We start from the raw sequence: 22543 nt of genomic DNA, 5'->3' as shown, positions 1-22543 counted from the left end.
CGGATCAGGCGGCCTTGCGCACGGCCTTGGTGGCCTCGAGGATGCCCATGATGTCGCTCTCCTTCATGATCAGGAGATCGACGCCGTCGAGCTTCACCTCGGTGCCGGACCACTTGCCGAACAGGACGCGGTCGCCGACCTTGACGTCGAGCGCGACGAGCACGCCCTTGTCGTCGCGGGCGCCCGGACCGACGGCGACGATCTCGCCTTCCATCGGCTTCTCCTTGGCGGTGTCCGGGATGATGATCCCGCCCTTGCTCTTCTCCTCCTCCGCGACGCGCTTCACCACGACGCGGTCGTGCAGCGGACGAAACTGCATGAATATCCTCCTCAGATTGTCGTTCGACAGCCCCGGAACGGGACGGCATTCGAGGCGACTGTTAGCACTCTGCTCAAACGAGTGCCAACGCGCGCCGGGGATTTAGGGTTCCGGCCGCGCGGAGTCAAGGGACAACATCAAAATGGATTTTCGTTATATTTCCGTCACTTAGCATTGTGCTGAAATAGGAGGACCGGCCACTAGGAATGTCGCCGCGTGTCATTTGCGCCACACTACATTTTGTGGCAGCAATCATGTCCATAGGCTGCTAATGAATTGATATATATGGATAATATTTGAATTTTTGGATGACGCATGAGACCCTTCCCTCGGATGCACTGATGATGGAGCTTGGCTCATGTCGATCGCATTCGAGAAGCAGCTCAGAGACTACCGGCTGACCACGGCCGAGATCCTCTACTGGATGCCGGACCACCGGCACGTGCTTCAAACCTTCGTCTGGCAGGATCTGGATATCGCGCCGCGCTTCCCCGTCCTGAACCGATTCCTGGAGTTCTGGGAGCGCAATCTCGACGGCAAGCTGCACCGCGTCCGCGTCGCGAACGCGGGGCTGATCCAACCAGCCGATCTGCGCCACGCCGACGCCTTGCTGCATCTGCACTGACAATCGCCGCCGTCGTCAGGGATTGAGCCGCCAGATCGCCGCCGTCAGGGCGGTCGCGAAGCTGATCCAGGCGAGATAGGGCGCGAGCAGCCAAGCGGCCACGCGTGAGACGCGCTGGAACGCGATGATCGTCGCCACGACGGCGAGATCGAGCGCGACGATGTCCGCCAGCGCGAGATCGACGCGCTGGAGGCCGAAGAACAGCGGCGTCCAGACGGCGTTCAACGCCAGTTGCAGCGTCCATAGCGCCGCGACGCGGTATCGCGCCACCGGCCCGGCCGCGGCGCGCCACGCCAGCCAGCACGACACCGCCATCATCGCGTAGAGCGTCGTCCATACCGGCGCGAACAGCCACGCCGGCGGATTGAAGCCGGGTTTGCGAAGCGCGGCGTACCAGGCGGGATCGACCGCCGGCGAGAATCGCGCGCCGAGGCCCGCGACCAGCGCGACGGCTATGAGGCACAGCGCGAGCGCGCCCCAGGACCGGGACGCGGGCGCAGGGGTCCGATTCGAAGGCATGCCGATCCCTCCCGCCGCCGGAGATCAGCGCGACGCCGCGGCGCGCGCGGCGTCGTACTCGTCCCGCGTGCGGGCGACGAGCTGCGCGACCGACGGCACGTCCGTGACGCCGGACACCGAATGCCCGGCGCTCCAGATATCGGTCCAACGCCGCGCGCCGGACGCCTCGGCCCTCTCGCGCGCGCCGCGGTCGATGTCCTTGGCGACATCGATGGCGCCGCGCGCCGGCAGCGCGTCGGGATCGAGCCCGGCCGCCACGATCGACGGCCGCAGCATGTTGGTCTCCAGTCCGGTGAAGGCGCGGCTCAGCAGCACGTCGTCGAGCCGCGACGACACCAGCATCTCCTTGTAGGCCGGCTTCGCCATGCTCTCGCGCGTGGCGATGAACCGCGTGCCCATGTAGGCGAGGTCGCAGCCCAGGGCGCGCGCGGCGTAGAGCGCGTGGCCGTCGGACACGCCGCCGGCCAGCACGATGGGGCCGTCGAACATCGCGCGCGCGGCGCGCGCGAAGGCGAAGGGATTGGCCTGGCCGGTCTGGCCGCCGGCGCCGGCGGTCAGCAGGATCAGCCCGTCGACGCCGGCCTCCAGGCATTTCTCGACGTGGCGCAACGAGGCGACGTCGGCGAACACCTTGCAGCCGATGTCGCGCAGCGGCGCGACCACCGGCTTTGGATTGCCGACGCTGGCGATGACCAGCTCGACGCGGTGGCGCGCCAGCGCCGCGACGTCGGCGTCGCGCCGCGTGTTGGAGGGATGCACCAGCAGGTTGGGGCAGATCGGCGCGGCGGCGCGTCCGGACTCACCCTCCGCCTCGGCGATCCGCCGCCGCATCTCCGACATCCAGGCGTCGAGCTCCTCGACCGAGCGGCAGTTGACGGTCGGGAAGGAGCCGACGACGCCGGCCGCGCACGCCGCCGCGACGAGATCGACGCCGGACACGAGGAACATCGGCGCCGCGATCAGCGGCAGGGTGAGACGTCGGGCGAGATCGTCCGGAATCGACATGCTGCCTCCACGGGCCGGCGCTTGCCCCAGCCCTAGAGCGGGCGCTAGCGTCCGGCAAGAGGGAGGGATCGATGGCAGACACTGGATTGCGCGCGCATGTCGGCACGGCGGCGCCGAAGATCGGCACGTTCATCTTCGAGTTCGCGACGCCGGGGGTCGGCCAGATCGTGAAGGCGGCCGGCGCCGACTACGCCGTGCTCGACATGGAGCACAGCGGCTTCGGCTTCGACACGGTGCGCGCCGCGGTCGCCTCGATGCGCGCCGCGGCTCTGCCGGTCGTCGTGCGCGTGCCCTCGCAGCGGCGCGAGGACATCTCGCGCGTCCTCGACGCCGGCGCCGACGGCATCATGGTGCCCATGGTGCGCTCGGCCGAGGAGGCGCGCCACGTGCTCGACGTCGCGAAGTACCATCCCGACGGCAAGCGCGGCGTCGCCATGGGCTTCGCGCACGACCGCTTCACGCCGCCGTCGACCCCGCTGCCGGAGCATTTCGCCGCCCACAACGCGCGCACCATCGTGATGCTGCAGATCGAGAACGGTAGCGGCGCGGAGGCCGCCGACGCGATGGCCGCGATGGACGGCGTCGACGTGCTGTGGGTCGGGCATTTCGACCTGTCGGTCAGCCTCGGCATCCCCGGCCGCTTCGAGCACCCCGATTTCCGCCGCGCCGTCGACCTGACCCTGGCGGCCTGCCGGCGCCATGGAAAATCGGCGGGGCGCCTCGCCGCGACGGTCGAGGAATGCGCCGCTCTGCACGCGCAGGGTTTCGATTTCCTGTCGATCTCGCACGATGTCGGGCTGTTCCAGACCGCGCTGTCGCGCGGCGTCTCCGATCTGCGCGCGGCCTGCCGGTCCTGACGGGACCGGCCCCGTCAGGGCTTGAACTCGATCTCCACGAACGCGAACTCGCCGGGGCCCGGGTTGATCACGTCGTGCTCGACGCCGGCGGCGCGGCAGTACGACGCCCCGGCGGTCATCGCCGCCTCGACCAGCACGGTCCCGTTCCAGATCGCCAGGCTGCCGGAGGTCGTCGGCACGACCACGTAGTCGTGGCCGTGCCGGTGCCAGCCGGTGTGCGCGCCGGGCGCGAACCGCCACATCGTGACGATGGCGCGGTCGGTCTCGAGCTGGCGCGTCGGGACGGCCATCGGGCGGTCTCGGTCCTCGGTTCGTTCCATGGCGGGCCTCGTGGATGTCGGGCCGCGACGCTAGCACGGGGCTATCGCGGTGCGGACCGGCGTCCGGCGGCGTCGGTTCGACGCCTTGACTCGGCGGCGCCCCGGGAGCATGACCCCGCGCCGGCCGCCATCGGCGGGTCATTGCGATCCGCCGGGGGCGGGTGGATGATCCGGTCCTTCGGTCGAAGATCCGAGTGCGAATGACGACCCTCGACGGCGCCCCCCGCGACGCATCGGACGCGGCGAACGGAGCCACGGCGCCGGTCGCCGGCGAGCGTCCGGCCACGGACTCGCCCGTGGCGCCGGATCCGCTGGTCGACGACCCGCGCGCCGCGATGGCGCCGGGCGCGCCGGGCGTGTCGACCCGCGACGCGATGCTGCCCGAGCACAATCCCGACAGCGCCGCCGACCACCGACACAAGGACGCGCTCCGTGCCCTGATGCTCGGGGCGCTGGGGGTGGTTTACGGCGACATCGGCACCAGCCCGCTCTACACCATGCGCGAGGCGTTCGCGCATTCCAGCGGCCTGTCGGTGCGCGAGCCCGCGCACGTCCTGGGCGTCGTGTCGCTGGCGCTGTGGGCGCTGCTGCTGACCGTCACCGTGAAATACGTCGTGCTGATCCTGCGCGCCGACAACAAAGGCGAGGGCGGCGTGCTCGCCCTGGCGCGGCTGGCGTCGAACGCGCTGCCGCCGGGCGCGGCCAAGGGCCGCGCGCTGATCCTGCTGGCGTCGATCCTCGGCCTCGCGCTGTTCTTCGGCGACGGGCTGATCACGCCGGCGATTTCGGTGCTGGGCGCGATCGAGGGCATCGATTTCGTGCAGCCCGGCCTCCAGACCTATGTCGTGCCGATCGCGGTCGTCATCCTCGGCGGGCTGTTCGTCATCCAGTCGCGCGGCACCGGCCGGGTCGGCCGCCTATTCGGCCCGATCATGCTGGTGTGGTTCGCCACGCTGGCCGCGCTGGGGGCCTGGCAGATCGCGCAGACGCCGGGCGTGCTGGCCGCGATCAACCCGATGTACGGCGTGGCGCTGATCGGCTCGCTCGGCTGGCAGACCTTCGTCGCCCTGGGCGCGATCGTGCTGGCGGTGACCGGCGGCGAGGCGCTGTACGCCGATATGGGCCATTTCGGCCGCCGGCCGATCCGGCTGGCGTGGTTCGGCCTGGTGCTGCCGGCGCTGATGCTCAACTATTTCGGCCAGGCAGCGCTGCTGCTGCGCGAGCCCACGGCGCTGGAGCACCTATTCTACGAGATGGCGCCGGGCTGGGCGCTGATCCCGATGATCGCGCTGGCCACGATGGCCGCGATCATCGCCTCGCAGGCCGTCATCTCCGGCGTCTTCTCGCTGACCCAGCAGGCGATCCAGCTCGGCCTGCTGCCGCGCATGCAGATCCAGCACACGTCGGAGACGGAGATCGGGCAGATCTACGTGCCGCGCGTCAACTGGCTGCTGATGGCCGGCGTCATCGCGCTGGTGATCGGTTTCGGATCCTCGAGCAACCTGGCCGGCGCCTACGGCATCGCGGTGACCGGCGCCATGACCATCGACGCGGTGCTGGCCGCCATCGTCGCCGTCTCGATCTGGAAGTGGAACCGCTGGGCGGCGTTCGGCGTGTTCGCGGCGCTCGGCCTGATCGACGTCGCCTTCCTCGCCGCCAACGCCATCAAGATCCCCGACGGCGGCTGGTTCCCGCTCGCCATGGCGCTGTTCGCCTGGTTCGTGATCTCGACGTGGCGCCGCGGCCGGGCGCTGGTCTACGAGAAGCTGCACGGCGACGCGCTGCCGGTCGATTTGTTCCTGTCGACGATGCGCGGCATTCCGACCCGCGTCACCGGCACCGCCGTGTTCATGACCGGCGACATCGACACCGTGCCGCTGGCGCTGCTGCACAACCTCAAGCACAACAAGGTGCTGCACGAGCGCATCATCCTGCTGCAGGTGCTGACCGTCGACGTGCCGAGGGTGGCGCGCGACAAGCGCATCGAGGTGCGCCGGCTGGGCAAGGGCTTCCACGCCGTGGTGGCGCGCTACGGGTTCATGGAGCGGCCGGACGTGCCGACGGCGTTGACCAGCTGCAAGGCGCACGGGCTGCCCTACGACGAGATGCAGACCTCGTTCTTCCTCGGGCGCGAGACGCTGGTGCCGGCGGCGCGCTCGCCGCTGGGCGCGTGGCGGCAGGCGCTGTTCATCTTCCTGTCGACCACGGCGCTGGCCAGCAAGGTGTTCTTCCGCATCCCGCCCGGCCGCGCGGTCGAGCTCGGCGGCCAGGTCGAGGTCTGAGGCCGCGCGGCGACGGCCGGCGGCCGCGCACTCACTCCTCGAGCAGCATGTGCTTGCGGTGGACGGTCTTGAACAGCGGGATCCGGCGCTGCACGTCCTTGGCCGGCGGCTCCTTGATCAGCCGTCCGACCTCGCCGAGGATGATGCCGGTGATTGTCGGCAGCGGCAGCTTCTGGGCCTCGTCGAGGCGCACCCAGCGGATGTCGCCCAGCTCGCTGCTGTCCTTGAGCTCGCCCTGCAGGACATCGGCGTCGGTCATGAAGAAGCGCGCGTTGAAGCGGCGCGGACGTCCGGGCGGCGTGACGGCGCGGGCGATGTAGTCGAGGTGGTGCAGCGCCGGCGCGAATTTGTTCGCGAAGAATCCGTGCCAGCCCTCGTCGAGGTCCGCCGGCGCCTCACCGTCCCACCTGTCGCCGACGATCAGCCCGGTCTCCTCCCAGGTCTCCCGGATGGCCGCGTTCGCCAACGCGCGGGCCTTCTGGGCGCTGGCGGCGCGACGCAGGCGCTCGTCGACCTCCGGCCGCAACGGCGTCGCCACGGGCACCCGCGCGTCGACCTTGTCGACGCGGCCGCCCGGGAATACGTAACGGTTGGGCATGAAGGCGTGGCCGGCGTCGCGGCAGCCCAGCAGCACCTCCGGCATGCCGTCGGCGGCCCGGGGCTTGCGCACGATGATCAGGGTCGCCGCGTCGCGCGGCTTCATCGCGGGATGCTTGTCGCCCTCGTAGGTCTTGTCGACCGGCCGCTCCTGGCCGACCTTCAGTTTCGGCGCGTCCTTGTCCAGGACCTCGGCGGCGGTGGCGATCTTCGCCATGTCCAGTCTCTCCCTCGGGGCGGTCTCGGCGTGGTCGCCCGCAGGATACGCCGGCGCCGCCCGCCGGCACACCAGCGCCGGACGCAACGCTGCGTCAACGCGCCAGACCGGGCAGCAGGCCGCGCAGCCCGGCGGCGAAGGTCTCGATGGCGATCGCCGCCAGCAGCAGCCCGAACAGGCGGTTGAGCACGTTCAGGCCGGTGCGGCCAAGGCGCCGCCCCATCGGCTCGGCCAGCGCCAGGCCGACCCAGACGATGGCGCAGACGACGGCGATGCACAGGATCACCAGCGCACCGTGGACCCAGACGCTGAAGCCGCCGGCGCCGACGCGCTGCATCTCGATCACCACGGCGCTGATCGATCCCGGGCCGGCCAGCAGCGGCAGGCCCAGCGGCACCACGCCGATGGCGGCGCGGTGGCCGGCCTCGTCGGCCTCCTCCTGGGTGCGCTGGACGCCGCTGACCTGGGCGCTGAGCATCGACAGCGCCATCAGCAGCAGCACGATGCCGCCGCCGACGCGGAACGAATCGAGGCTGGTGCCGAGCAGCCGCAGCAGCAGGTCGCCGCCCAGGGCGGCGCCGACCAGCACCGTGAACACCGTCGCCACGGCCGCGCGCAGGACCTTCGCGCGGCCCGCCGGCTGCATGTCGCGGGTCAGGTCGAGGAAGATGGGGATGGCGGCGAACGGCGTCAGGATCGAGAACAGCGCGATGACGAAGCGCGAGTATTCGCTCCAGGCCGCCATCGCCGATCCCCTCCCCGCACCTCGTTCCCGGCAGGGTACCGCCGCGACGGGACCGCCACAACGAGGCCCCGCTTCATTCGCGGCCGGCGGCTTGATATAAGGGCCGCGTCGGCGCCGTCGCCACGTCCCCGTAGCTCAGCCGGATAGAGCAGCGGTTTCCTAAACCGGAGGTCGGAGGTTCGAATCCTCTCGGGGACGCCAGCGCCTCCATCGTCGCTTCGACGCGTTCCGAAATCGCTCGCAGCGGTTCCGTGAACGACCCTCCGCAAATCCGCGCCGCCGTCCGGCGATTCGTGTCAGGATCGACCATCCAGATCCACACGGGAAACGCCAATGCCTCGCATGACCGGCGGAGACGCCATCGTCGATTCCATCCTGCGCCACGGGATCGACACGATATTCGGCCTGCCCGGCGTGCAGATGTACGGGCTGTTCGACGCCTTCGCGCGCAACGCCAACCGGCTGCGCGTCGTCAACGCGCGGCACGAGCAGACCACGGCCTACATGGCGCTGGGCTACGCGCTGTCGACCGGCCGGCCGTCGGCCTTCACGGTCGTGCCCGGCCCCGGCGTGATGAACACCATGGGCGCGCTGACCACGGCCTGGGGCGTGAACGCGCCGGTCATGTGCATCACCGGCCAGGTGCCGAGCGCCATGATCGGCCGCGGCCGCGGCCAGCTCCACGAGATGCCCGACCAGCTCGCGACGCTGAAGACGCTGCTGAAGTTCGCGGAGCGCATCGAGCATCCGACCGAGGCGCCGCAGGTCATGGCGCGCGCCTTCCAGGCGATGCTGTCGGGCCGTCCCGGTCCGGTCGCCGTCGAGATGCCGTGGGACATGTTCTCGGCCAGCGCCGACGTCACGCCGCTGGAGCCGCTGGGCCGGCGTGCCAACCCGGTTCCCGATCCCGAGAAGATCGCGGCGCTGGCCAAGCTGGTCGACGGCGCCAAGGCGCCGATGATCTGGGTCGGCGGCGGCGCGGCCGACGCCGGCCCCGAGGTGCTGGCGCTGGCCGAGCGTATCGGCGCGCCTGTCGTGTCGTTCCGCACCGGCAAGGGCGTCGTCGACTCCCGCCATCCGCTGTCGTTGAACACGGTCGGCGGCTTCCATCTCTGGGACACCACCGATCTGCTGATCGGCATCGGCACGAGGCTCGACGTGCCGATCGCGCGCTGGGCGCCGGCGCCGGCCGGGCTGAAGGTCGCGCGCATCGACATCGATCCCGCCGAGCACCGCCGCTTGCCGGTCGACGTGGCGATCGTGGCGGACTCGGCCGACGGCGCCCGCGCGCTGCGTGACGCCGTCGCGCGCCGCGACGACCCCGGACGCCGCGCCGCCGTGACCGAGGCGAAGGCCGTGGCGTTGGCCGCGATCCAGAAGGCGCAGCCGCAATATTCGATGGTCGAAGCGATCCGCGACGCGCTGCCCGACGATGGCATCGTCGTCGACGAGGTGACGCAGGTCGCGTACATCGCCTGGTACGGCTACCCGGTGCACCGGCCGCGGACGCTGATCACCTCGGGGTTCTCCGGCACGCTGGGCTACGGCTTCCCCACCGCGCTGGGCGTCAAGGTCGCCAACCCCGATCGCGCCGTGGTCTCGATCACCGGCGACGGCGGCTTCCTGTTCGGCGGCTCCGATCTCGCCACCGCCGTGCAGTTCGGCATCAACCTCGTCACAGTGGTGGTCAACAACAACTCATACGGCAACGTGCTGCGCGACCAGCAGCGGCTGTACGAGGGCCGGCACTCCGGCTCGCTGCTCGCCAATCCCGACTTCGTCGCGTACGCCCGCGCCTTCGGCGTCGCGGCATGGCGCGTCGAGGATTCCGACGGGCTGCGCGGCGCGCTCAAGGAGGCGCTGGCGGCCAACGCGCCGGCGGTGATCGAGGTCGTCTCGGACATCACCAAGGACTACCCGCCCTACGAGTTCCACGCGCCGAAGCGGCGCTGACGCGCCGACCTCCCGGAGATCCGCGCGACCGCGCTTTGGCGGGCCGCGACATTGCGATATCGTCGCGCCGCCGTATCCGGCGGGCCCGACAGCGGGGAAGGCACATGGACCTCAAAGGCAAGGTCGCCGTCGTCACCGGCGGCAATGGCGGGCTCGGCCAGCGCATCTGCCACGCGCTGGCGGCGCAGGGCTGCCACATCGCCGTCGTCTACGCCCGCAGCGCCGAACAGGCCGCGGAGGTCGCGCGCGATCTCGAGCGCCACCAGGTGGCCGCCGCCGCCTTCGCGTGCGACGTCACGAAGCGCGACCAGGTCGCCGCGATGGTCGACGACGTCGTCAAACGCTTCGGCCGGCTCGACATCCTGATCAACGACGCCGCGTATAACATCTCGATCCCGTTCACCGACCTCGACGCCATGACCTACGAGGAATGGACCAAGATCATCGACATCAACCTCACCGGGCCGATGCTCACCACCAAGGCCGTCGCGCCGGTGATGAAGCGCGGCGGCGGCGGACGGATCGTCAACATCTCCTCGGTCGCCGGGCTCGGCCCGCAAGGATCGTCGATCCCCTACGCCGTCTCGAAGGCCGGCCTGATCCACCTCACCAAATGCATGGCCGTGGCGCTGGCGCCGGAGGTGCTGGTGAACTGCGTCGCGCCCGGCCTGCTCGAGGGCACCCGCGCGACGTCGAACCTGCGGCCGGAGCAGATCGAGAAGGCCGCCAGCGCCTCGCTGCTCGGCAAGGCCGCCGACAAGGACGACGTCGCCGACCAGGTGGTCACGATGTGCCGCACCAACACCATGACCGGCCAGACCTTGGTCATCGATTCCGGCCGCACGTTCCACTGAGCGGCGCCGCCGCCGTCCCACCGGCCGAGACGGCCGTCACCGAGAAGGAAACCCCGCGATGGCCGAACCGCTTCCCGCCCTGTGCCTGATCGCCATGCCCGGCCGCCGCCGGCGCACCATCGAGCTGTGCCAGGAGGCGGAGCGGCGCGGGTTCGACGGCATCTACGTTCCCAGTCCGGTCGGCAACATGTCGATGTGCGAGGCTCTGGCGTGGAACACGTCCACGGTGACGTTCGGCACGGCGATCGCGCCGATCTACCAGCGCACCATGGTCGATTTCGCGCAGAGCGCGGCGATGATGCACGAGGTCTCGGGCGGCCGGTTCCGGATGGGGATCGGCATCGCGCACGGCCCGTCGCACGTCAGGATGGGCGTGACGCCGGGCAAGCCGCTGGCCGACACCCGCGCCTTCATCGAGAAGTTCCGCGCAGAGACCGCGTTCGGACCGCTGCCGCCGATCATCGTCGCGGCGCTGCGCAAGCGCATGGTGGCGCTGTCGGGCGAGATGGCGGAGGGCGTGGTGTTCGCCAACGCCTCGTTGTCGCACATGGGCGAGTCGCTGGCGGCGCTGCCGGCGGCCAAGCGGAGCGACCCCGGCTTCTTCATCGGCGACATGATCCCGACCTGCGTCAGCGACGACGTCGAGGCCGCCAAGGCGGTCAACCGGCGCACCCTGAGCAACTACGCCTTCCTGCCGAACTACCGGAACTACTGGAAGGAGGCGGGCTACGTCGAGGAGATGGACGCCATCGAGAAGGCGATCGCCGAGGGCCGACGCGACGACGTGCCGAGGTACCTCACCGACAAATGGCTGGCCGACAACACGCTGTTCGGACCGGTGGCGAAGGTACGCGACGGCGTGGCGGCGTGGCGCGCCGCCGGCGTGCGCACGCCGATCCTCGTGCCGTCCTCGGCCGCCGGCAACCAGATGAAGGCGATAGAGGAGATCTTCGCGGCGTTCGCCTGATCGCGCCTCACCGCGTGTCGGCGACCCCGGCGTGGTCGACGATGGCGCGGAAGCGCGGCTCGTCGAGGACCGTCACGAACCCGCGCTGCGCGTCGTAGTCGACCAGCTTGCGCGCGCGCCAGTCGTTGAGGATGGTGATGATGCTGCGCGTGGTCGTGCCCAGCAGGTCGGCGAGGTCGCCCTGCCGGAAGCGGCCGGCGATCCGCAGCTTCCCGTCCGTCCGGCGCGCGCCGACGGCGGCGAGATAGAGGATCTGGCGCGCCAGCCGCACCTCCAGCGGCTCGAAGATCGCGTCCTGGAACAGCCCGAAGGTGCGCCGCAGCCGCCGGCTCAGCAGCCGCACGAGGTTGGCGCCGAGGACCGGGCTCGTCTCCATCACGTCGAGGAACTGCGCTCCCCGGATGCGGGCGATGCGCACGACGCCGTCGGCCGTGGCGTCGGCGCTGCGCGCGCCGCCGTCGATCACGCCCATCTCGCCGAAGATGTCGCGCTCGCGGAACACCTCGACCATCAGCCGCTTGCTGGCGGCGTCGGGCACGTCGACCCGGACGCGCCCGTCGCCGCCCAGCACCGCGAACACCGTGTCGGCGGGCTCGCCCAGCGCGAAGATCGCCGCGCCGTCGTCGCAGCGCTGGGTGACCGCGCCGGCCGCCAGCTTGCGCAGCGCCGCCGCCGGCAGACCGGCGAACACCGGGAAGGCGCCGAGCGCCGTGGCGAGATCCGCGCCGTCGTCGCTCATGGCGCGGCTCCGGCGGCGGGCGGCGCGGCGTCCGGCGCGCGCAGCGCGGCCTCGATCTCGGCCGACGACAGGCGCGGCGGGTGCACGGCGTAGAGCGGCAGCACGCCGAAATCCTTCGCCGTCGGCACGCGGCCGGCGTAGTCGCAGTCGCAGACGGCGCCGGGGTCGAGCGCCACCTCGCAGGCGAACGCCTCGGTGGCGTAGATCTGGCCGGGCGGCGTGACCGGTTCGATGCGCGCGGCGCGGGTCATGACGCGGCCGGCGAATTTGTGGGCGCGCTGCACGGCGTCGGCGACCGCCAGCACCGGCCCGTGGTCGAGCGCCAGCCGCGGCACCAGCGCCGGCGGCAGGCCGGCGGCGGTCAGCGATTGCGCCGTCACCGTCTGGCGTAGCCCGAGCGCGCAGGCCGCCGCCTGCCGCGACGAATCGAACGCGAGCTGCACGGCGTCGCCCCAGGCGTTGCGGTAGCGCGGCGCGTGGTGGTCGACCACCCGGCCCATCTCGGCCAGCGGCCCGCGGTAGAAGCGCCCGAGGCCGTCGTCGTCGAGCGTGCTGAACCGCGGCAGGTCGCCGAACAGGACGCCCATCCACCGCCGCCGCAGCGGGTCGGGCGCCGACGGCGCGGGCGCGGCCGGCCGGCGCCAGCCGCAACCGAGGTTCATCGTCCGGCCGCCGGCCGCGCCCAGCGCGCCACGTCCGACGCGGTGCCGGCCTCCCAGGCGCTGGCGACGCCGTCCCACGCCGCGACCTGCGCGACCGCGCCGTCGATCCGGCGCGCGTGCAGGCGGGCCAGGCCCATGGCGCGGCGGCTGCCGTGGCCGAAATCGAGCTCGTCGTGGCGGTAGCGCCCGCCCTCCGGCTCGGGCACGTCGCACTTCGCGACGCAGCGCTCGAAGCGCGCGACCCAGGCGGCGCCATAGGGCAGCACCGATTCGCGCACGAACGTCTCGCGGTCGAACGGCAGCACGACGGTCGGCCGCACTCCCCGGCGCAGCAGCGCCTCGACGAACAGGATGTCGGCGCCCGCGGCCAGCGCCCCGTACGCGAACGAGACGTCCAGCTCGGCGAGCGCGCGGTCGATGCGCGCCACCAGCGCCAGCTCGTGGCGCGCCGCGTCGGGCGCCGGCGCGGCCTCGGGCATGTGGCCGCAATAGTGGATCGTCTTCGGCACGCGCAGCGTGTCGATGATCCGCGGATCGATGCCCATGATGGCGGCGACCAGCCGGAGCTGGCGGCGGGTCGTCGCCCGCGCGGCGAAGTCGTCGCCGGCGCGCGCCTGCGCGACCTCGAGGTGGCGGCGCGCGGTGTCGGCGTCGCCCAGCAGCACGCTGGCCTCCGCCATCGTCGCCGCCGCCCAGTAGCCGCCGTCGTCCCGCTGCAGCAGACGCACTCGGCGGGCGATCTCCAGCGCGCCGTGGCGGTCGCCGGCCAGCAGGCTCATCGAGGCGGCGTTGATCGCCGGATAGGGCGCGGCGGGGTCGCGGCGCCAGACCCGTGTGTAGGCGGCGGCGGCGCGGGCGGCCAGCGGCTGGATGCGCGCCGGCCCTGCGCGCAGCGCCAGGTCCTTGAGCAGCCGTCCCTCGAGCGCGGCGATGTCCGTCTCGGCGTGGCCGCGCAATCCGAACTGGCGGAACAGCGCCAAGGCCGGGCGCGTGGCGCCACCGCGGGCCAGCGCGAGCACCGCGCGGTGCCGCAACCGGTCGTCGTCGGCGCCGGCGGCCAGCGCCGCCATGGCGCGGTCGTACGCCGACAGGAACAGACCGGCGGCCTCGAGCGTCCGGACCTCGTCGATCGGCTCCGTCATGCGGCCCCCGTGCCGCCCGGGCCCCGGCCGGCGGCGACCGCGCCAGCATATTCGGCCACCGGACCGCCATCAACGTGGCAGCGGTCGCGTCCGGTAGGGAATTGAAATCGCCCGTACCGGGCGGCACGGGCGCTTTCGGCCGCGGCGTGGCTAGCGGCGGCGCTGCTGCTGGCGCTGCTGCTCAGCCTGGCGACGCTGCGCCTCGAGCTGGCGGCGCTGGGAGTCGGCGTTGGCGCGCTCGGCGTTCGCACGCTGCTGCTGCTGCACCGCCTGCTGGCGCTGCTGGACGGCCTGCTGGCGCGCGACGTTGGCGCGCTGCTGCTGCTGCATCGCCATCTGGCGCTGCTGCACGGCCTGCTGGCGCTCGGCGTTCGAGCGCTGCTGCTGCTGCATCGCGACCTGGCGCTGCTGCATCGCCATCTGACGCTGCTGGACCGCCTGCTGGCGCTCGGCGTTGGCGCGCTGCTGCTGCTGCACAGCCATCTGGCGCTGTTGATCGGCCTGGCGGCGCTGCGCCTCGGCGCGGGCGCGCTCGGCGTCGCCGGCGGCGGCGAGCACGACCTCGCGCGATCCGTCGGCGCGGGCGCCGCGCAGGTCGCCGAGGTGGAACGTGGCGGCGTTGGCCGCCGCGCCGGTGAGCGTCACGGCCGCGACGGCGGCGCCGACGGTGAAGATCGCGCGGAGCTTGATGAAGCTGGACATTTCTGGCCTCCCCGTTCCGGGTCTGTGGACGCGGCCCCCTCGGCTGCGTTGACCCATGGATACGGCCGCGACCCCCCTCCGCCCTATGAAGCGCTTCACCGCCCGCGACGGGTCCGCGCGGCAGAATGGCGGCCATGGAAAGCGGACCCGGCACCCTCCCCGCCGCCACCGCCACGGAGACCTGGAATGAGCATCGACCTCGATCTCGGCGCCCCGGCGACCACCCGGCCGCCGACCGCGCTGCCGCCCTGGCTGCTGCGGCGGGTGGTGCGCGGACGCTGCCTCGACGCCGTCCTGCGCCGCCGCGCCGCCGACATCGTCGCCAAGACCGGCCTCGACGGCCGGCTGCCGGCCGACGCGCGCTGCCTCGATATCGGCGCCGGCCTCGGCCATCTGGCCGAGGCGCTGCTGGCGGACGCGCCGCGCCGGCGCTGCGTCGGCGTCGACCCCGTGTGGATGCCGGCCGACCGGCTGCGGCGCCGGCTGGACCGCTCGGCGGCCGGACGTTGGCGGTTCCTCGGCGCCGATGGCCGCCGCCTGCCCTTCGCAGCGGGCGCCTTCGACGTGGCGTGGATGGCGTTCGTGCTGCACCACGTCCCCTACGACGAGCAGTGGCGGCTACTGGACGAGGCGCGCCGTGTGCTGCGGCCCGGTGGCGCCTTCCTGCTGCTGGAGGACACGCCGGCGACCGACGCGGAGTGGCGCATCGTCGAGGCGTCCGACCGGCGTCTGAACGTCGAAGCGGCCGACGAGCCGCACCACTACCGCGGCCCCGGCGAATGGCGCGCCGTGCTCGCGCGCCAGGGCTTCACGATCGAGGCCGAGATCCCGTTCAGCCGCGTCTTCCCGCGGGCCAGTTTCGCTGCCGTCCCGCACACCGCGTTCGTCTGCCGGGTGGCGTAGTCGGTTAACGCGGCGTGGGGCCGTCGGCGATCAGGTGCATGACCCAGATCAGCACCCAGCGCAGAAGCTGCGGCGCGTCGCGCATCTCCGCGGCCCGGCGGAACGCCACCACGACCTCGCGGCGGAACGCGTCCGAATCGACCAGCAGGTGGTTGAAGAACTCGTCCATCCAGGTCGGGAAGTCGGCCGCCTTCACGGTCGGCGCCGCCGCCTCGACGCGGCGCGCCAGATCGCCGCGCTGGTGCCCGGCGAGGAATTCGTCGACCTGGCGCTGGGCGTTGAACCGGATGTTGGCCAGCGTCTCGACCAGCTTGTCGCGCAGCCGGGGATCGTCGGCCTCGACCACCGGGCGCAGCGACTCCAGCGCCACCCGGTCGAGGCGGTAGGCGTAGCTCAGCACCTGGGCGGCGGCGATCGCGCGCGCGGCGTAGTCCATGTCGTCCAGCCGCATCGCGTCGGCGAAGATCAGCGGCAACGACCGCGGCGGCGCGCCCGGCCGGTGGCGCGCCAGCACCACCTCGGCCCACGCCATGTGCGGGATGAGCTGGTAGCGGCCGGCGGCGGTGACCAGCGTGCCGCGCGTCGACTCGATGGTCTGACGCGTCATCGCGAGGTAGCGGTCGACCCACTCCGGCTCGACCACGGCCGCGCGCTTCAGCAGATGGAAGCCGGCGTAGAGCACGGACTGCTGGAACCACGCCGGCCCGCCGCGGTGGATCTCCTCCAGGGCGTCGAGCACGCCGGCGGGATCGCCGGCGGCGTGGAACACCAGCGTGCGCTCCGCCGCCAGCATGAGATGGACGTCGAACGGCGCCTCGGCGTCGCGCAGGGCGTCGACGACGCCGCGATAGCCGCGGTCCGGCCGTTCCAGATGGTCGACGACGGTCAGCGCCGCGCGGCGCGCGCCGGAGGGCAGGCGGTACATCGCCGCCAGCTCCTTGAGATTGAGGGGCTGGTAGTCGGGCTGGCGCGCCATCAGCAGCGCCAGCCCGCGCGTCAGCGTCGAGACGACCCAGCCGCGCCCGACGATCCGCATCATCGGCGACCGCAGGAAGTCGCGCACCAGCGTGCGCCACTGCGACCGCAGCCACAGCATGGCGTCGGGATCGTCGAAATGCCGGCTGAGGATGGCCAGCGACACGCCGCCGAATCCGTCCAGCGCGTCGCCGCGCGGCAGGCCCATGGCGCCGACGACGCGCTCGCGCAGCCGGTCGATCGCCCGCGTGCCCTGCCCGCGGTCCTCGTGCCACAGGCGGTAGAGATAGGGGACGGCCAGCAGACGCACGGCGGCGTCGGGATCGGCGGCGGCGTCGACCGCGAGATCGTCGGCGCCGGCGGCGCCCGCCAGACGCAACGCCGCCAATCGACCGTTGATCGCCGCCATGCCCGATGCGCGGCCGGCCGACGACCAGCGGCCCGGCCGGCTCCATCGATCGGTCCGCCGCGCGATGTCGGCCAGACGCGCCTTGGCGACGCCGGCATGCTCCAGCGCCGCGACCATCGCGTCGCGCCGCGCCGCGTCGGCTGTCGCCAGCAGCGGCGGCAGATCCGCATCGCGTCCCTGGGCGATCAGGGCTGTCGCCAGAAGTCCGAAATCGGCCGCGACCTGGAACGGATCGCCGATGCGTTCGCGCTTGACCGACGCGAAATCGCCGGCGGTCAGCAGCGCGCGCAGCTCGTCGACATGGCCGGCCTCGGCGAGATGCGCCGGTAGGTGCCGCACCGGATACGCGTCGTCGGAGTCGCGCCACTGCCGGCAGTGCGCGAGGAGCCGCTCCACGCCGGCGGCGCGGTCGATGGCGTAGCGGCCGTCGCACATCGCGCGGTCGGTCAGCCAGTCGGCCAGCGACTTGTGGTACAGCGCCACGCCGTCCCCGCCGCGCGCAAGATAGCCGGTCAGCGAATCCATCACCGCGCGGAGTTGACGGCCGCCCTGCAGCCCGGCGATGGCCGCGATCCGCGCCTCGCCCAGAGGTTCACGCGCGGCCAGCATCGTCTCCAGCGCGCGCCGCGTCGGCGCGTAGGCGGTTTCGTTCGGCCAGGAACGCGTGAAGAAGCGCGAATAGAGCCCGCCCAGGCCCAGCGGCAGCGCCTCAAGATCGGCGAGGTCGAGCTGTTCGCGGGCGATCGCCTCCAGCGCCTGGCGCGCGTAGAGGAAGCTGCCGTCGCTGCGCCGGCGCAGCGCCTCTGCGACGGCGCCCGCGTCGGCGCCCTGGCGCGCCAGCTCATCCGCCAGCGGACCGGACTCCAGCCGTCGACCGATGTAGCCGCCGATGTCGTCGAGGTTGCGGGCGTCGCGCGCCTCGATGCGGCGCGTGCGCGGCCCGCCGAGACGGTCGAGCACGGCGGCGTCGCGGCGGCTGGTGGCGACGACGCGCAACCACGGCGGCAACCGGTCCAGCCGCGGCGCCAGCAGGTCGACGATGGTCGGGCTGCGGGCCGCCGGCACGATGGCCTCGTCGAGCCCGTCGATCAGCAGGTAGCGGTCGCCGTCCGGAGGCTCGATCGCCGCCAGCCGGTCGACCAGCGCGATCTCAAGCGCGCTCGCCGGATCGGCGTCGCAGGCGCCGGGACGCAGCATCTCCGCGACGTCGGGCGCGCGCAGCGCGGCGGCGTAGGCGGGCAGGCGGAGCGCCAGCTGGCCGACGACGTTGCGCACAAAGCGGCCGCCCTCGATCGTGGCCGGCGTCTCCGCCTGGCAGAAGTGCCAGCCCAGAACCCGGCCGCCGGGATCGCGGCGCGCCATCTCGGCCATGAAGGTCGACTTGCCGAGGCCGGGATCGCCGACGATCAGCAGCGCGGCCTCCGACGTCGTCGTCCGCCAGGTCTCGACCTCCTCGAACAGCCAATGACGGCCGTGGAAGTGCCGCGTCTTCTCGGTGATCGTGGCGGTGAAATCCCACGGCCGCAGCGCCGGATCCGCCGGGGCGCGGACGCCGTCGAGCGCGGCGGCGATGTCGGCCAGCAGCCGCGCGAGCTGCCCGTCGTAGCGTTCGCGCGACTCGCGCCAGCCGATGAAATCGACGTGGTGTTGGCGGTTCAAGGTCAGCGGCGGATCGCAGCGCTCGACCATCACCGGGATGATCGGCTTCAGCGCCTCGCGGGCGCGGGCGATCTCGTTGAGGCAGACGCTGTCGGCGCCGCCGTCCGGGCCGGCGCGGCGCACCGCGTGCGGACTGAGGATCGCGACCAGCGCGTGGGCGGCGTCGAGCGCGCGTTCGATCTCGGCCTCCCAGCGCTGGCCGGCCTGGAGATCGGAGGTGTCGAGAAAGACCTGGTAGCCGGCGTCCGTCAGGTCGCGGTGCAGCCGCCGCGCGAAGTCAGCGGCATCGCGCCGTCCATAGCTGAGGAAAAGGCGTTTGGCGTCGCCGTCCGCCGCGCTGGCGTCCATGCCCCCGTCGCTGCCGGCCGACGCCGACGCTGCCCGTGCGTGGACGGTAGCTTCACGGGCCGGTCGAGGCAAGCGCGGCCGCGGCGCGCGCCGGCGCGTGTAGTATCATCCGGTGGATCGACCCGGCGTCTCCACGGTACGGCGCGGAGTCGCGGCCTCGCGAGGGGGGATCGCACGTCGACATGCCTGATCAACGCGAACCCATCGCCGCCACGGCGGCCCGCTCCCCGCGCCGCCGCCGACGCGCCGCCGGCGTGATCCTCGGGTGTTTGCTTTGCGCGATCGGGTCCGCGCGGCCGTCCGATGCCCAGGAAGCGGCGGCGCCTCGGTTGGTGACGGTGGAGGAGCTCACCGACGAGCTGCGGCGGACGCACGCGCTGGCGATCGACAAGCCGAAGGAGGTCGCGTCGTTCGTGTTCGCCGCGCTCAAGGAGAGGGTCGAGGTCTATCCGACCGAGAACTACTACTATTTCCGGTTCACCCACGGGGGCGTCGCCTACGCCGGCAATTTCCGGCTCGATCCGCTCGACCGCGACAAGGGCAGGATCCATTTCGCCTACTACGAGGAGGCGGCGGAATGGAAGCCGGACGGTCCCGAGCGCTATCTCGAGCTGGACGCCGCCGCGGGCTTCGCCGTCGAGAGGCTGGCGCCCCTCGCCTACGCCGTCACCCATGGCGGCAGGCGCGTCGTGTTCGAGCTCAACGACCTCTCCGCCGTCCGGCCGCCGGCGGCGGCGATGGACGCGCGCGATGTCTTCATCGGGCCGATCTTCGACGAGTCGGCGCTGCGCTTCTTCCTGCTCTACAACCGCGCCGCCAAGACGTTCCACTACGTGCTCGACGAGACCGCGGGCGTCATCGAGCGCTTCGACGCCCTGAAAGGCGCGCCGCGCATCCTCGTCGGCCGCCGCACCGGCTTCGCCTTCTATCGCGACCACAGGTTCGACCGGAAGATCCTCATCGGCGCGTTCGCCAGGAACGTGCGCCTCAACACCTACCTCGACGGTCCGTTCGACCAATTGCCGGAGAACTTCATCCAGGGCGAGGCGCTGCGCGAGGCGATCATCGATTCGGATCCCGCGGCGAAGGGCAGGATCGGCCGCCTCGGCCACTACCCCGGCGGCAACCGCTACGCCATCGGCACCTACATGCACTACGAGCGGCTGTCCGATCTGCTGCGGGTCGAGGCCTGCGCCCAGAAGCGCCTGCGCCAGCCCACCTACTACCGCTGCTTCGTCAACCCGCCGCGTTGATCGCCGAGCGGACTCCTGAACGAGAAGGCCCCGCCGCGGCGGGGCGGCGGGGCTGTTGTCGGCTCCGGGGTGGGGCTTAGCAGACGCCGGTGTGGAAGCGGCTGGTGCGGTAGTTGTGGCAGGCCGCCTCGGCCGGCGAGAAGGAGGCGGCGACCGCGACGCCGACCGAGCCGATGCCGGCGGCGAGCAGAAGCGCGAGCGTGAACTTCCTCATGACGTTCTCCCTTTTCGGTCCGCTCCGGCGACCACCGCCGTGCTGATGGCCGCCGTTGTATGCCCGGCGCGGACCGCAAGGTATGAAGCGCTTCAGAGGTCCAACGGGCGGCGGCACGCGATCCCGGCGGTCGTCACGTTCAGTCGAGGATACAGTTCGGAGCGGTGGGGCCGCCTATCCGCTCCGTCATCCCGAGCGCAGCGAGGGATCTTGAGGCGGCGCGAAGATCCCTCGCTGCGCTCGGGATGACGGAGGGAGAAAGCGTCCACGCTCCAATCGAACGCCGATCAGAACTCGACGTCGAGCTCCTCCATCTCCTCGGGCTCGGCGCGGGCGGCGGCGTACCATTCCTGCATCGCCGGCATGGCGGAGATCGTGGCGCAGTAGGCGGCCGCCGGCGGCTCGAGGCGGACGTCGTAGGTGATGAAGCGGGCGCAGACCGGCGCGTACATCGCGTCGGCCATGGTCGGCCGGGGGCCGAACAGAAACGGCCCGCCATAGCGGGCGAGGCAGTCCTTCCAGATCGCCACGATCCGGTCGATGTCGGCCTGGGCACCCGCCCACACTTTGAAGCCGGGGCGCTTCATCTTGAGGTTCATCGGCAGCGCCGAGCGCATGTTCGCGAAGCCGGAGTGCATCTCGCCGCACACCGCCCGGCAATGCGCCCGGGCCACCTTGTCGGCCGGCAGCAATCCCGCCTGCGGGTAGGTTTCGTGGAGATACTCGCCGATCGCCAGTGTGTCCCACACCTTGACGTCGCCATGCTCCAACGCCGGCACCAGGAATGACGGCGACAGCAACAGCAACTCGGCCCGGGTCGACGGGTCGTCGGTCGGCAGCATCTTCTCCGTGAACGGCAATTCCGCCAGTCGGCACAACAACCAACCCCGCAAGGACCAAGAGGAATAGTTCTTGCTTGAGATCGTCAGCGAGGCTTCGGCCATGGTCCTGTCCCCTCCCCCCGGTGGCGGGATTTGCTTTGGATGCTGCTTCGCGCCGCGATGCAATAAGCGAGCCGAAAGCCCATGCTCTACGCCGCCTATCAGGCCCAAAGCGACTTCATGTATCCCGTCCGCACCTGGGCGCGGCATTCGGCGACGGCCCTGGCCCAGACCCGCCACGAGGCGTTGCGCGGTTTCGGGGGTTCCGCGCTGGCGGCGGGCTACGAACTGCTCGGCCGGGCCGGCCTGACCCACCACCGGCCGTCCTTCGGGATCGCCTCGACCAAAATCGGCAACCGCGAGGTCGCCGTCACCGAGGAGGCGACGCACACGATGCCGTTCGGCACGCTGCTGCGCTTCGCCAAGGACATCGACATCGAGCAGCCCCGCGTGCTGGTCGTCGCGCCGCTGTCGGGCCATTTCGCGACGTTGCTCCGCAACACCGTCGAGGTGCTGCTGCCGGACCACGACGTCTACATCACGGACTGGACCAACGCCCGCGACGTCGGGCTGTGGCACGGCCGTTTCGGCTTCGACGAGTATGTCGGCTACGTGATCCGGTTCCTGGAAGCCCTCGGTCCGGGCGCGCATGTCGTCGCGGTCTGCCAGCCCTGCGTGCAGACCTTGGCGGCGGTCGCGGTCATGGCCCAGGACGACCACGTGGCGCAGCCCGCCAGCATGACCTTGATGGCCGGCCCGATCGACGCCCGAGTCAACCCGACCAAGGTGAACGAGCTGGCGACGTCGAAGCCGATCGAATGGTTCGAGCGCAACCTGATCTCGTCGGTGCCGCTGCGCTACGCCGGCGCGATGCGGCGGGTCTATCCCGGATTCGTGCAGCTTGGCGCTTTTATGAGCATGAATCTCGACCGCCACATCAAGGCGCATGTCGATCTGTTCGGGCACCTGGCCAAGGGCGAGCACGAAAAGGCGAAGGCGACCAAGGATTTCTACGACGAGTACTTCGCCGTCCTCGACCTGACGGCGGAGTTCTACCTGGAGACGGTGAAGCGCGTATTCCAGGAGTACGACCTCGCGACCGGCGCGCTGGTCTGGCAGGGCAACAAGGTCGAGCCGCGCGCCATCCGCCGCACGGCGCTGTTCACCGTCGAGGGCGAGCGCGACGACATCTGCTCGATCGGCCAGACGGTGGCGGCGCACGACCTCTGCTCGGGCCTGCGGCCCTACCGCAAGAAGCACTACATGCAGGCCGGCGTCGGCCATTACGGCGTCTTCGCCGGCAAGCGCTGGGCCGGCCAGATCTACCCGATCCTCCGCAACGTCATCCTCGCCAACGACTGACTCGGCGTCCGGCGGTCCGCGGACCGTCCTCCCT

At 71.6% G+C, this 22543-nt stretch carries 22 protein-coding genes and 1 tRNA gene; 10 read left to right on the top strand and 13 right to left on the bottom strand.

Features of this window, described 5'->3' with window-relative positions; all coding sequences use genetic code 11:
* Positions 1-4 precede the first annotated feature (4 nt).
* Positions 5-319 (bottom strand): co-chaperone GroES, encoded by a 315-nt coding sequence (locus IPK81_14610; protein QQS10856.1) that lies wholly within the window; start codon positions 317-319, stop codon positions 5-7.
* A 358-nt stretch (positions 320-677) separates the two neighbouring features.
* Here IPK81_14610 and IPK81_14605 point away from each other — a divergent pair, with 358 nt between their 5' ends.
* A complete protein-coding gene (locus IPK81_14605; protein QQS10855.1) occupies positions 678-944 on the top strand; it encodes an usg protein in 267 nt (88 codons plus the stop codon).
* Between the two features lie 15 nt (positions 945-959).
* Here the strand turns inward: IPK81_14605 and IPK81_14600 are convergent, their stop codons facing one another.
* Positions 960-1463, bottom strand: coding sequence for a tryptophan-rich sensory protein (locus IPK81_14600; GenBank protein ID QQS10854.1), 504 nt, complete (start codon positions 1461-1463; stop codon positions 960-962).
* Between the two features lie 24 nt (positions 1464-1487).
* Complete coding sequence (locus IPK81_14595; GenBank protein QQS10853.1) at positions 1488-2468, bottom strand: nitronate monooxygenase; 981 nt, start codon at positions 2466-2468, stop codon at positions 1488-1490.
* Positions 2469-2539: 71 nt separating this feature from the next.
* Between IPK81_14595 and IPK81_14590 the strand changes: the two genes are divergently transcribed.
* Positions 2540-3325 (top strand): hpch/hpai aldolase, encoded by a 786-nt coding sequence (locus IPK81_14590; protein QQS10852.1) that lies wholly within the window; start codon positions 2540-2542, stop codon positions 3323-3325.
* 14 nt (positions 3326-3339) lie between these two features.
* On the opposite strand, the gene IPK81_14585 is transcribed toward IPK81_14590, so the two are convergent.
* Complete coding sequence (locus IPK81_14585; GenBank protein ID QQS10851.1) at positions 3340-3645, bottom strand: cupin domain-containing protein; 306 nt, start codon at positions 3643-3645, stop codon at positions 3340-3342.
* A 374-nt stretch (positions 3646-4019) separates the two neighbouring features.
* Between IPK81_14585 and IPK81_14580 the strand changes: the two genes are divergently transcribed.
* Complete coding sequence (locus IPK81_14580; GenBank protein QQS15121.1) at positions 4020-5927, top strand: potassium transporter Kup; 1908 nt, start codon at positions 4020-4022, stop codon at positions 5925-5927.
* 31 nt (positions 5928-5958) lie between these two features.
* On the opposite strand, the gene IPK81_14575 is transcribed toward IPK81_14580, so the two are convergent.
* Together IPK81_14575 and IPK81_14570 are read right to left on the bottom strand one after the other, a co-directional pair.
* Complete coding sequence (locus IPK81_14575) at positions 5959-6741, bottom strand: NUDIX domain-containing protein (GenBank protein QQS10850.1); 783 nt, start codon at positions 6739-6741, stop codon at positions 5959-5961.
* Between the two features lie 94 nt (positions 6742-6835).
* A complete protein-coding gene (locus IPK81_14570) occupies positions 6836-7486 on the bottom strand; it encodes an NAAT family transporter (protein QQS10849.1) in 651 nt (216 codons plus the stop codon).
* 124 nt (positions 7487-7610) lie between these two features.
* Between IPK81_14570 and IPK81_14565 the strand changes: the two genes are divergently transcribed.
* The 4 genes from IPK81_14565 to IPK81_14550 all read left to right on the top strand — a co-directional run bounded on the left by IPK81_14565 (position 7611) and on the right by IPK81_14550 (position 11260).
* Positions 7611-7687: transfer RNA gene (locus IPK81_14565), tRNA-Arg, on the top strand.
* 132 nt (positions 7688-7819) lie between these two features.
* Entirely contained in the window at positions 7820-9439 is a 1620-nt protein-coding gene (locus tag IPK81_14560) for a hypothetical protein (protein ID QQS10848.1), read from the top strand.
* Between the two features lie 104 nt (positions 9440-9543).
* On the top strand, positions 9544-10293 hold the full coding sequence (locus IPK81_14555) for an SDR family oxidoreductase (protein QQS10847.1): 750 nt from the start codon (positions 9544-9546) through the stop codon (positions 10291-10293).
* Between the two features lie 58 nt (positions 10294-10351).
* Positions 10352-11260: an LLM class flavin-dependent oxidoreductase gene (locus tag IPK81_14550; protein ID QQS10846.1), complete on the top strand. Its 909-nt coding sequence runs from the start codon at positions 10352-10354 to the stop codon at positions 11258-11260.
* Between the two features lie 7 nt (positions 11261-11267).
* On the opposite strand, the gene IPK81_14545 is transcribed toward IPK81_14550, so the two are convergent.
* The 4 genes from IPK81_14545 to IPK81_14530 form a co-directional block, all read right to left on the bottom strand.
* Positions 11268-11999, bottom strand: coding sequence for a Crp/Fnr family transcriptional regulator (locus IPK81_14545; GenBank protein QQS10845.1), 732 nt, complete (start codon positions 11997-11999; stop codon positions 11268-11270).
* Positions 11996-12661: a hypothetical protein gene (locus IPK81_14540; protein ID QQS10844.1), complete on the bottom strand. Its 666-nt coding sequence runs from the start codon at positions 12659-12661 to the stop codon at positions 11996-11998. The genes IPK81_14545 and IPK81_14540 overlap by 4 nt, the downstream gene beginning before the upstream one ends.
* Positions 12658-13803, bottom strand: a complete 1146-nt coding sequence (locus IPK81_14535; protein QQS10843.1) for a hypothetical protein — start codon at positions 13801-13803, stop codon at positions 12658-12660. The genes IPK81_14540 and IPK81_14535 overlap by 4 nt, the downstream gene beginning before the upstream one ends.
* Positions 13804-13953: 150 nt before the next feature.
* Complete coding sequence (locus IPK81_14530; protein QQS10842.1) at positions 13954-14505, bottom strand: hypothetical protein; 552 nt, start codon at positions 14503-14505, stop codon at positions 13954-13956.
* Between the two features lie 186 nt (positions 14506-14691).
* Here IPK81_14530 and IPK81_14525 point away from each other — a divergent pair, with 186 nt between their 5' ends.
* Positions 14692-15408 carry a class I SAM-dependent methyltransferase gene (locus IPK81_14525; protein QQS10841.1) on the top strand — a complete coding sequence of 239 codons (717 nt, stop codon included), beginning with the start codon at positions 14692-14694 and terminating at the stop codon, positions 15406-15408.
* 4 nt (positions 15409-15412) lie between these two features.
* Here the strand turns inward: IPK81_14525 and IPK81_14520 are convergent, their stop codons facing one another.
* Positions 15413-18799: a TIR domain-containing protein gene (locus IPK81_14520; GenBank protein QQS10840.1), complete on the bottom strand. Its 3387-nt coding sequence runs from the start codon at positions 18797-18799 to the stop codon at positions 15413-15415.
* Between the two features lie 332 nt (positions 18800-19131).
* Between IPK81_14520 and IPK81_14515 the strand changes: the two genes are divergently transcribed.
* Positions 19132-20052 (top strand): hypothetical protein, encoded by a 921-nt coding sequence (locus tag IPK81_14515; protein ID QQS10839.1) that lies wholly within the window; start codon positions 19132-19134, stop codon positions 20050-20052.
* Positions 20053-20128: 76 nt separating this feature from the next.
* On the opposite strand, the gene IPK81_14510 is transcribed toward IPK81_14515, so the two are convergent.
* Both IPK81_14510 and IPK81_14505 read right to left on the bottom strand, forming a co-directional pair.
* The gene (locus tag IPK81_14510) at positions 20129-20266 is read right to left on the bottom strand and encodes a hypothetical protein (protein ID QQS10838.1); all 138 of its coding nucleotides are present in this window, start codon (positions 20264-20266) and stop codon (positions 20129-20131) included.
* 287 nt (positions 20267-20553) lie between these two features.
* Positions 20554-21210 carry a glutathione S-transferase family protein gene (locus IPK81_14505; GenBank protein QQS10837.1) on the bottom strand — a complete coding sequence of 219 codons (657 nt, stop codon included), beginning with the start codon at positions 21208-21210 and terminating at the stop codon, positions 20554-20556.
* Positions 21211-21291: 81 nt separating this feature from the next.
* On the opposite strand from IPK81_14505, the gene IPK81_14500 reads away from it, so the two are divergent.
* Positions 21292-22509, top strand: coding sequence for a polyhydroxyalkanoate depolymerase (locus tag IPK81_14500; GenBank protein ID QQS10836.1), 1218 nt, complete (start codon positions 21292-21294; stop codon positions 22507-22509).
* Positions 22510-22543: the final 34 nt, after the last annotated feature.

It is taken from the genome of Rhodospirillales bacterium (genome assembly GCA_016699855.1).
Taxonomy (GTDB): domain Bacteria; phylum Pseudomonadota; class Alphaproteobacteria; order Reyranellales; family Reyranellaceae.
Note: the sequence above shows the minus strand (reverse complement) of the source record. Positions and strands in the feature narration are given on the sequence as shown.

Coding starts and splice junctions, on each gene's coding strand:
- IPK81_14610 (QQS10856.1), bottom strand. CDS start 319: ATGCAGTTTCGTCCGCTGCACGACCGCGTCGTGGTGAAGCGCGTCGCG.
- IPK81_14605 (QQS10855.1), top strand. CDS start 678: ATGTCGATCGCATTCGAGAAGCAGCTCAGAGACTACCGGCTGACCACG.
- IPK81_14600 (QQS10854.1), bottom strand. CDS start 1,463: ATGCCTTCGAATCGGACCCCTGCGCCCGCGTCCCGGTCCTGGGGCGCG.
- IPK81_14595 (QQS10853.1), bottom strand. CDS start 2,468: ATGTCGATTCCGGACGATCTCGCCCGACGTCTCACCCTGCCGCTGATC.
- IPK81_14590 (QQS10852.1), top strand. CDS start 2,540: ATGGCAGACACTGGATTGCGCGCGCATGTCGGCACGGCGGCGCCGAAG.
- IPK81_14585 (QQS10851.1), bottom strand. CDS start 3,645: ATGGAACGAACCGAGGACCGAGACCGCCCGATGGCCGTCCCGACGCGC.
- IPK81_14580 (QQS15121.1), top strand. CDS start 4,020: ATGCTGCCCGAGCACAATCCCGACAGCGCCGCCGACCACCGACACAAG.
- IPK81_14575 (QQS10850.1), bottom strand. CDS start 6,741: ATGGCGAAGATCGCCACCGCCGCCGAGGTCCTGGACAAGGACGCGCCG.
- IPK81_14570 (QQS10849.1), bottom strand. CDS start 7,486: ATGGCGGCCTGGAGCGAATACTCGCGCTTCGTCATCGCGCTGTTCTCG.
- IPK81_14560 (QQS10848.1), top strand. CDS start 7,820: ATGCCTCGCATGACCGGCGGAGACGCCATCGTCGATTCCATCCTGCGC.
- IPK81_14555 (QQS10847.1), top strand. CDS start 9,544: ATGGACCTCAAAGGCAAGGTCGCCGTCGTCACCGGCGGCAATGGCGGG.
- IPK81_14550 (QQS10846.1), top strand. CDS start 10,352: ATGGCCGAACCGCTTCCCGCCCTGTGCCTGATCGCCATGCCCGGCCGC.
- IPK81_14545 (QQS10845.1), bottom strand. CDS start 11,999: ATGAGCGACGACGGCGCGGATCTCGCCACGGCGCTCGGCGCCTTCCCG.
- IPK81_14540 (QQS10844.1), bottom strand. CDS start 12,661: ATGAACCTCGGTTGCGGCTGGCGCCGGCCGGCCGCGCCCGCGCCGTCG.
- IPK81_14535 (QQS10843.1), bottom strand. CDS start 13,803: ATGACGGAGCCGATCGACGAGGTCCGGACGCTCGAGGCCGCCGGTCTG.
- IPK81_14530 (QQS10842.1), bottom strand. CDS start 14,505: ATGTCCAGCTTCATCAAGCTCCGCGCGATCTTCACCGTCGGCGCCGCC.
- IPK81_14525 (QQS10841.1), top strand. CDS start 14,692: ATGAGCATCGACCTCGATCTCGGCGCCCCGGCGACCACCCGGCCGCCG.
- IPK81_14520 (QQS10840.1), bottom strand. CDS start 18,799: ATGGACGCCAGCGCGGCGGACGGCGACGCCAAACGCCTTTTCCTCAGC.
- IPK81_14510 (QQS10838.1), bottom strand. CDS start 20,266: ATGAGGAAGTTCACGCTCGCGCTTCTGCTCGCCGCCGGCATCGGCTCG.
- IPK81_14505 (QQS10837.1), bottom strand. CDS start 21,210: ATGGCCGAAGCCTCGCTGACGATCTCAAGCAAGAACTATTCCTCTTGG.
- IPK81_14500 (QQS10836.1), top strand. CDS start 21,292: ATGCTCTACGCCGCCTATCAGGCCCAAAGCGACTTCATGTATCCCGTC.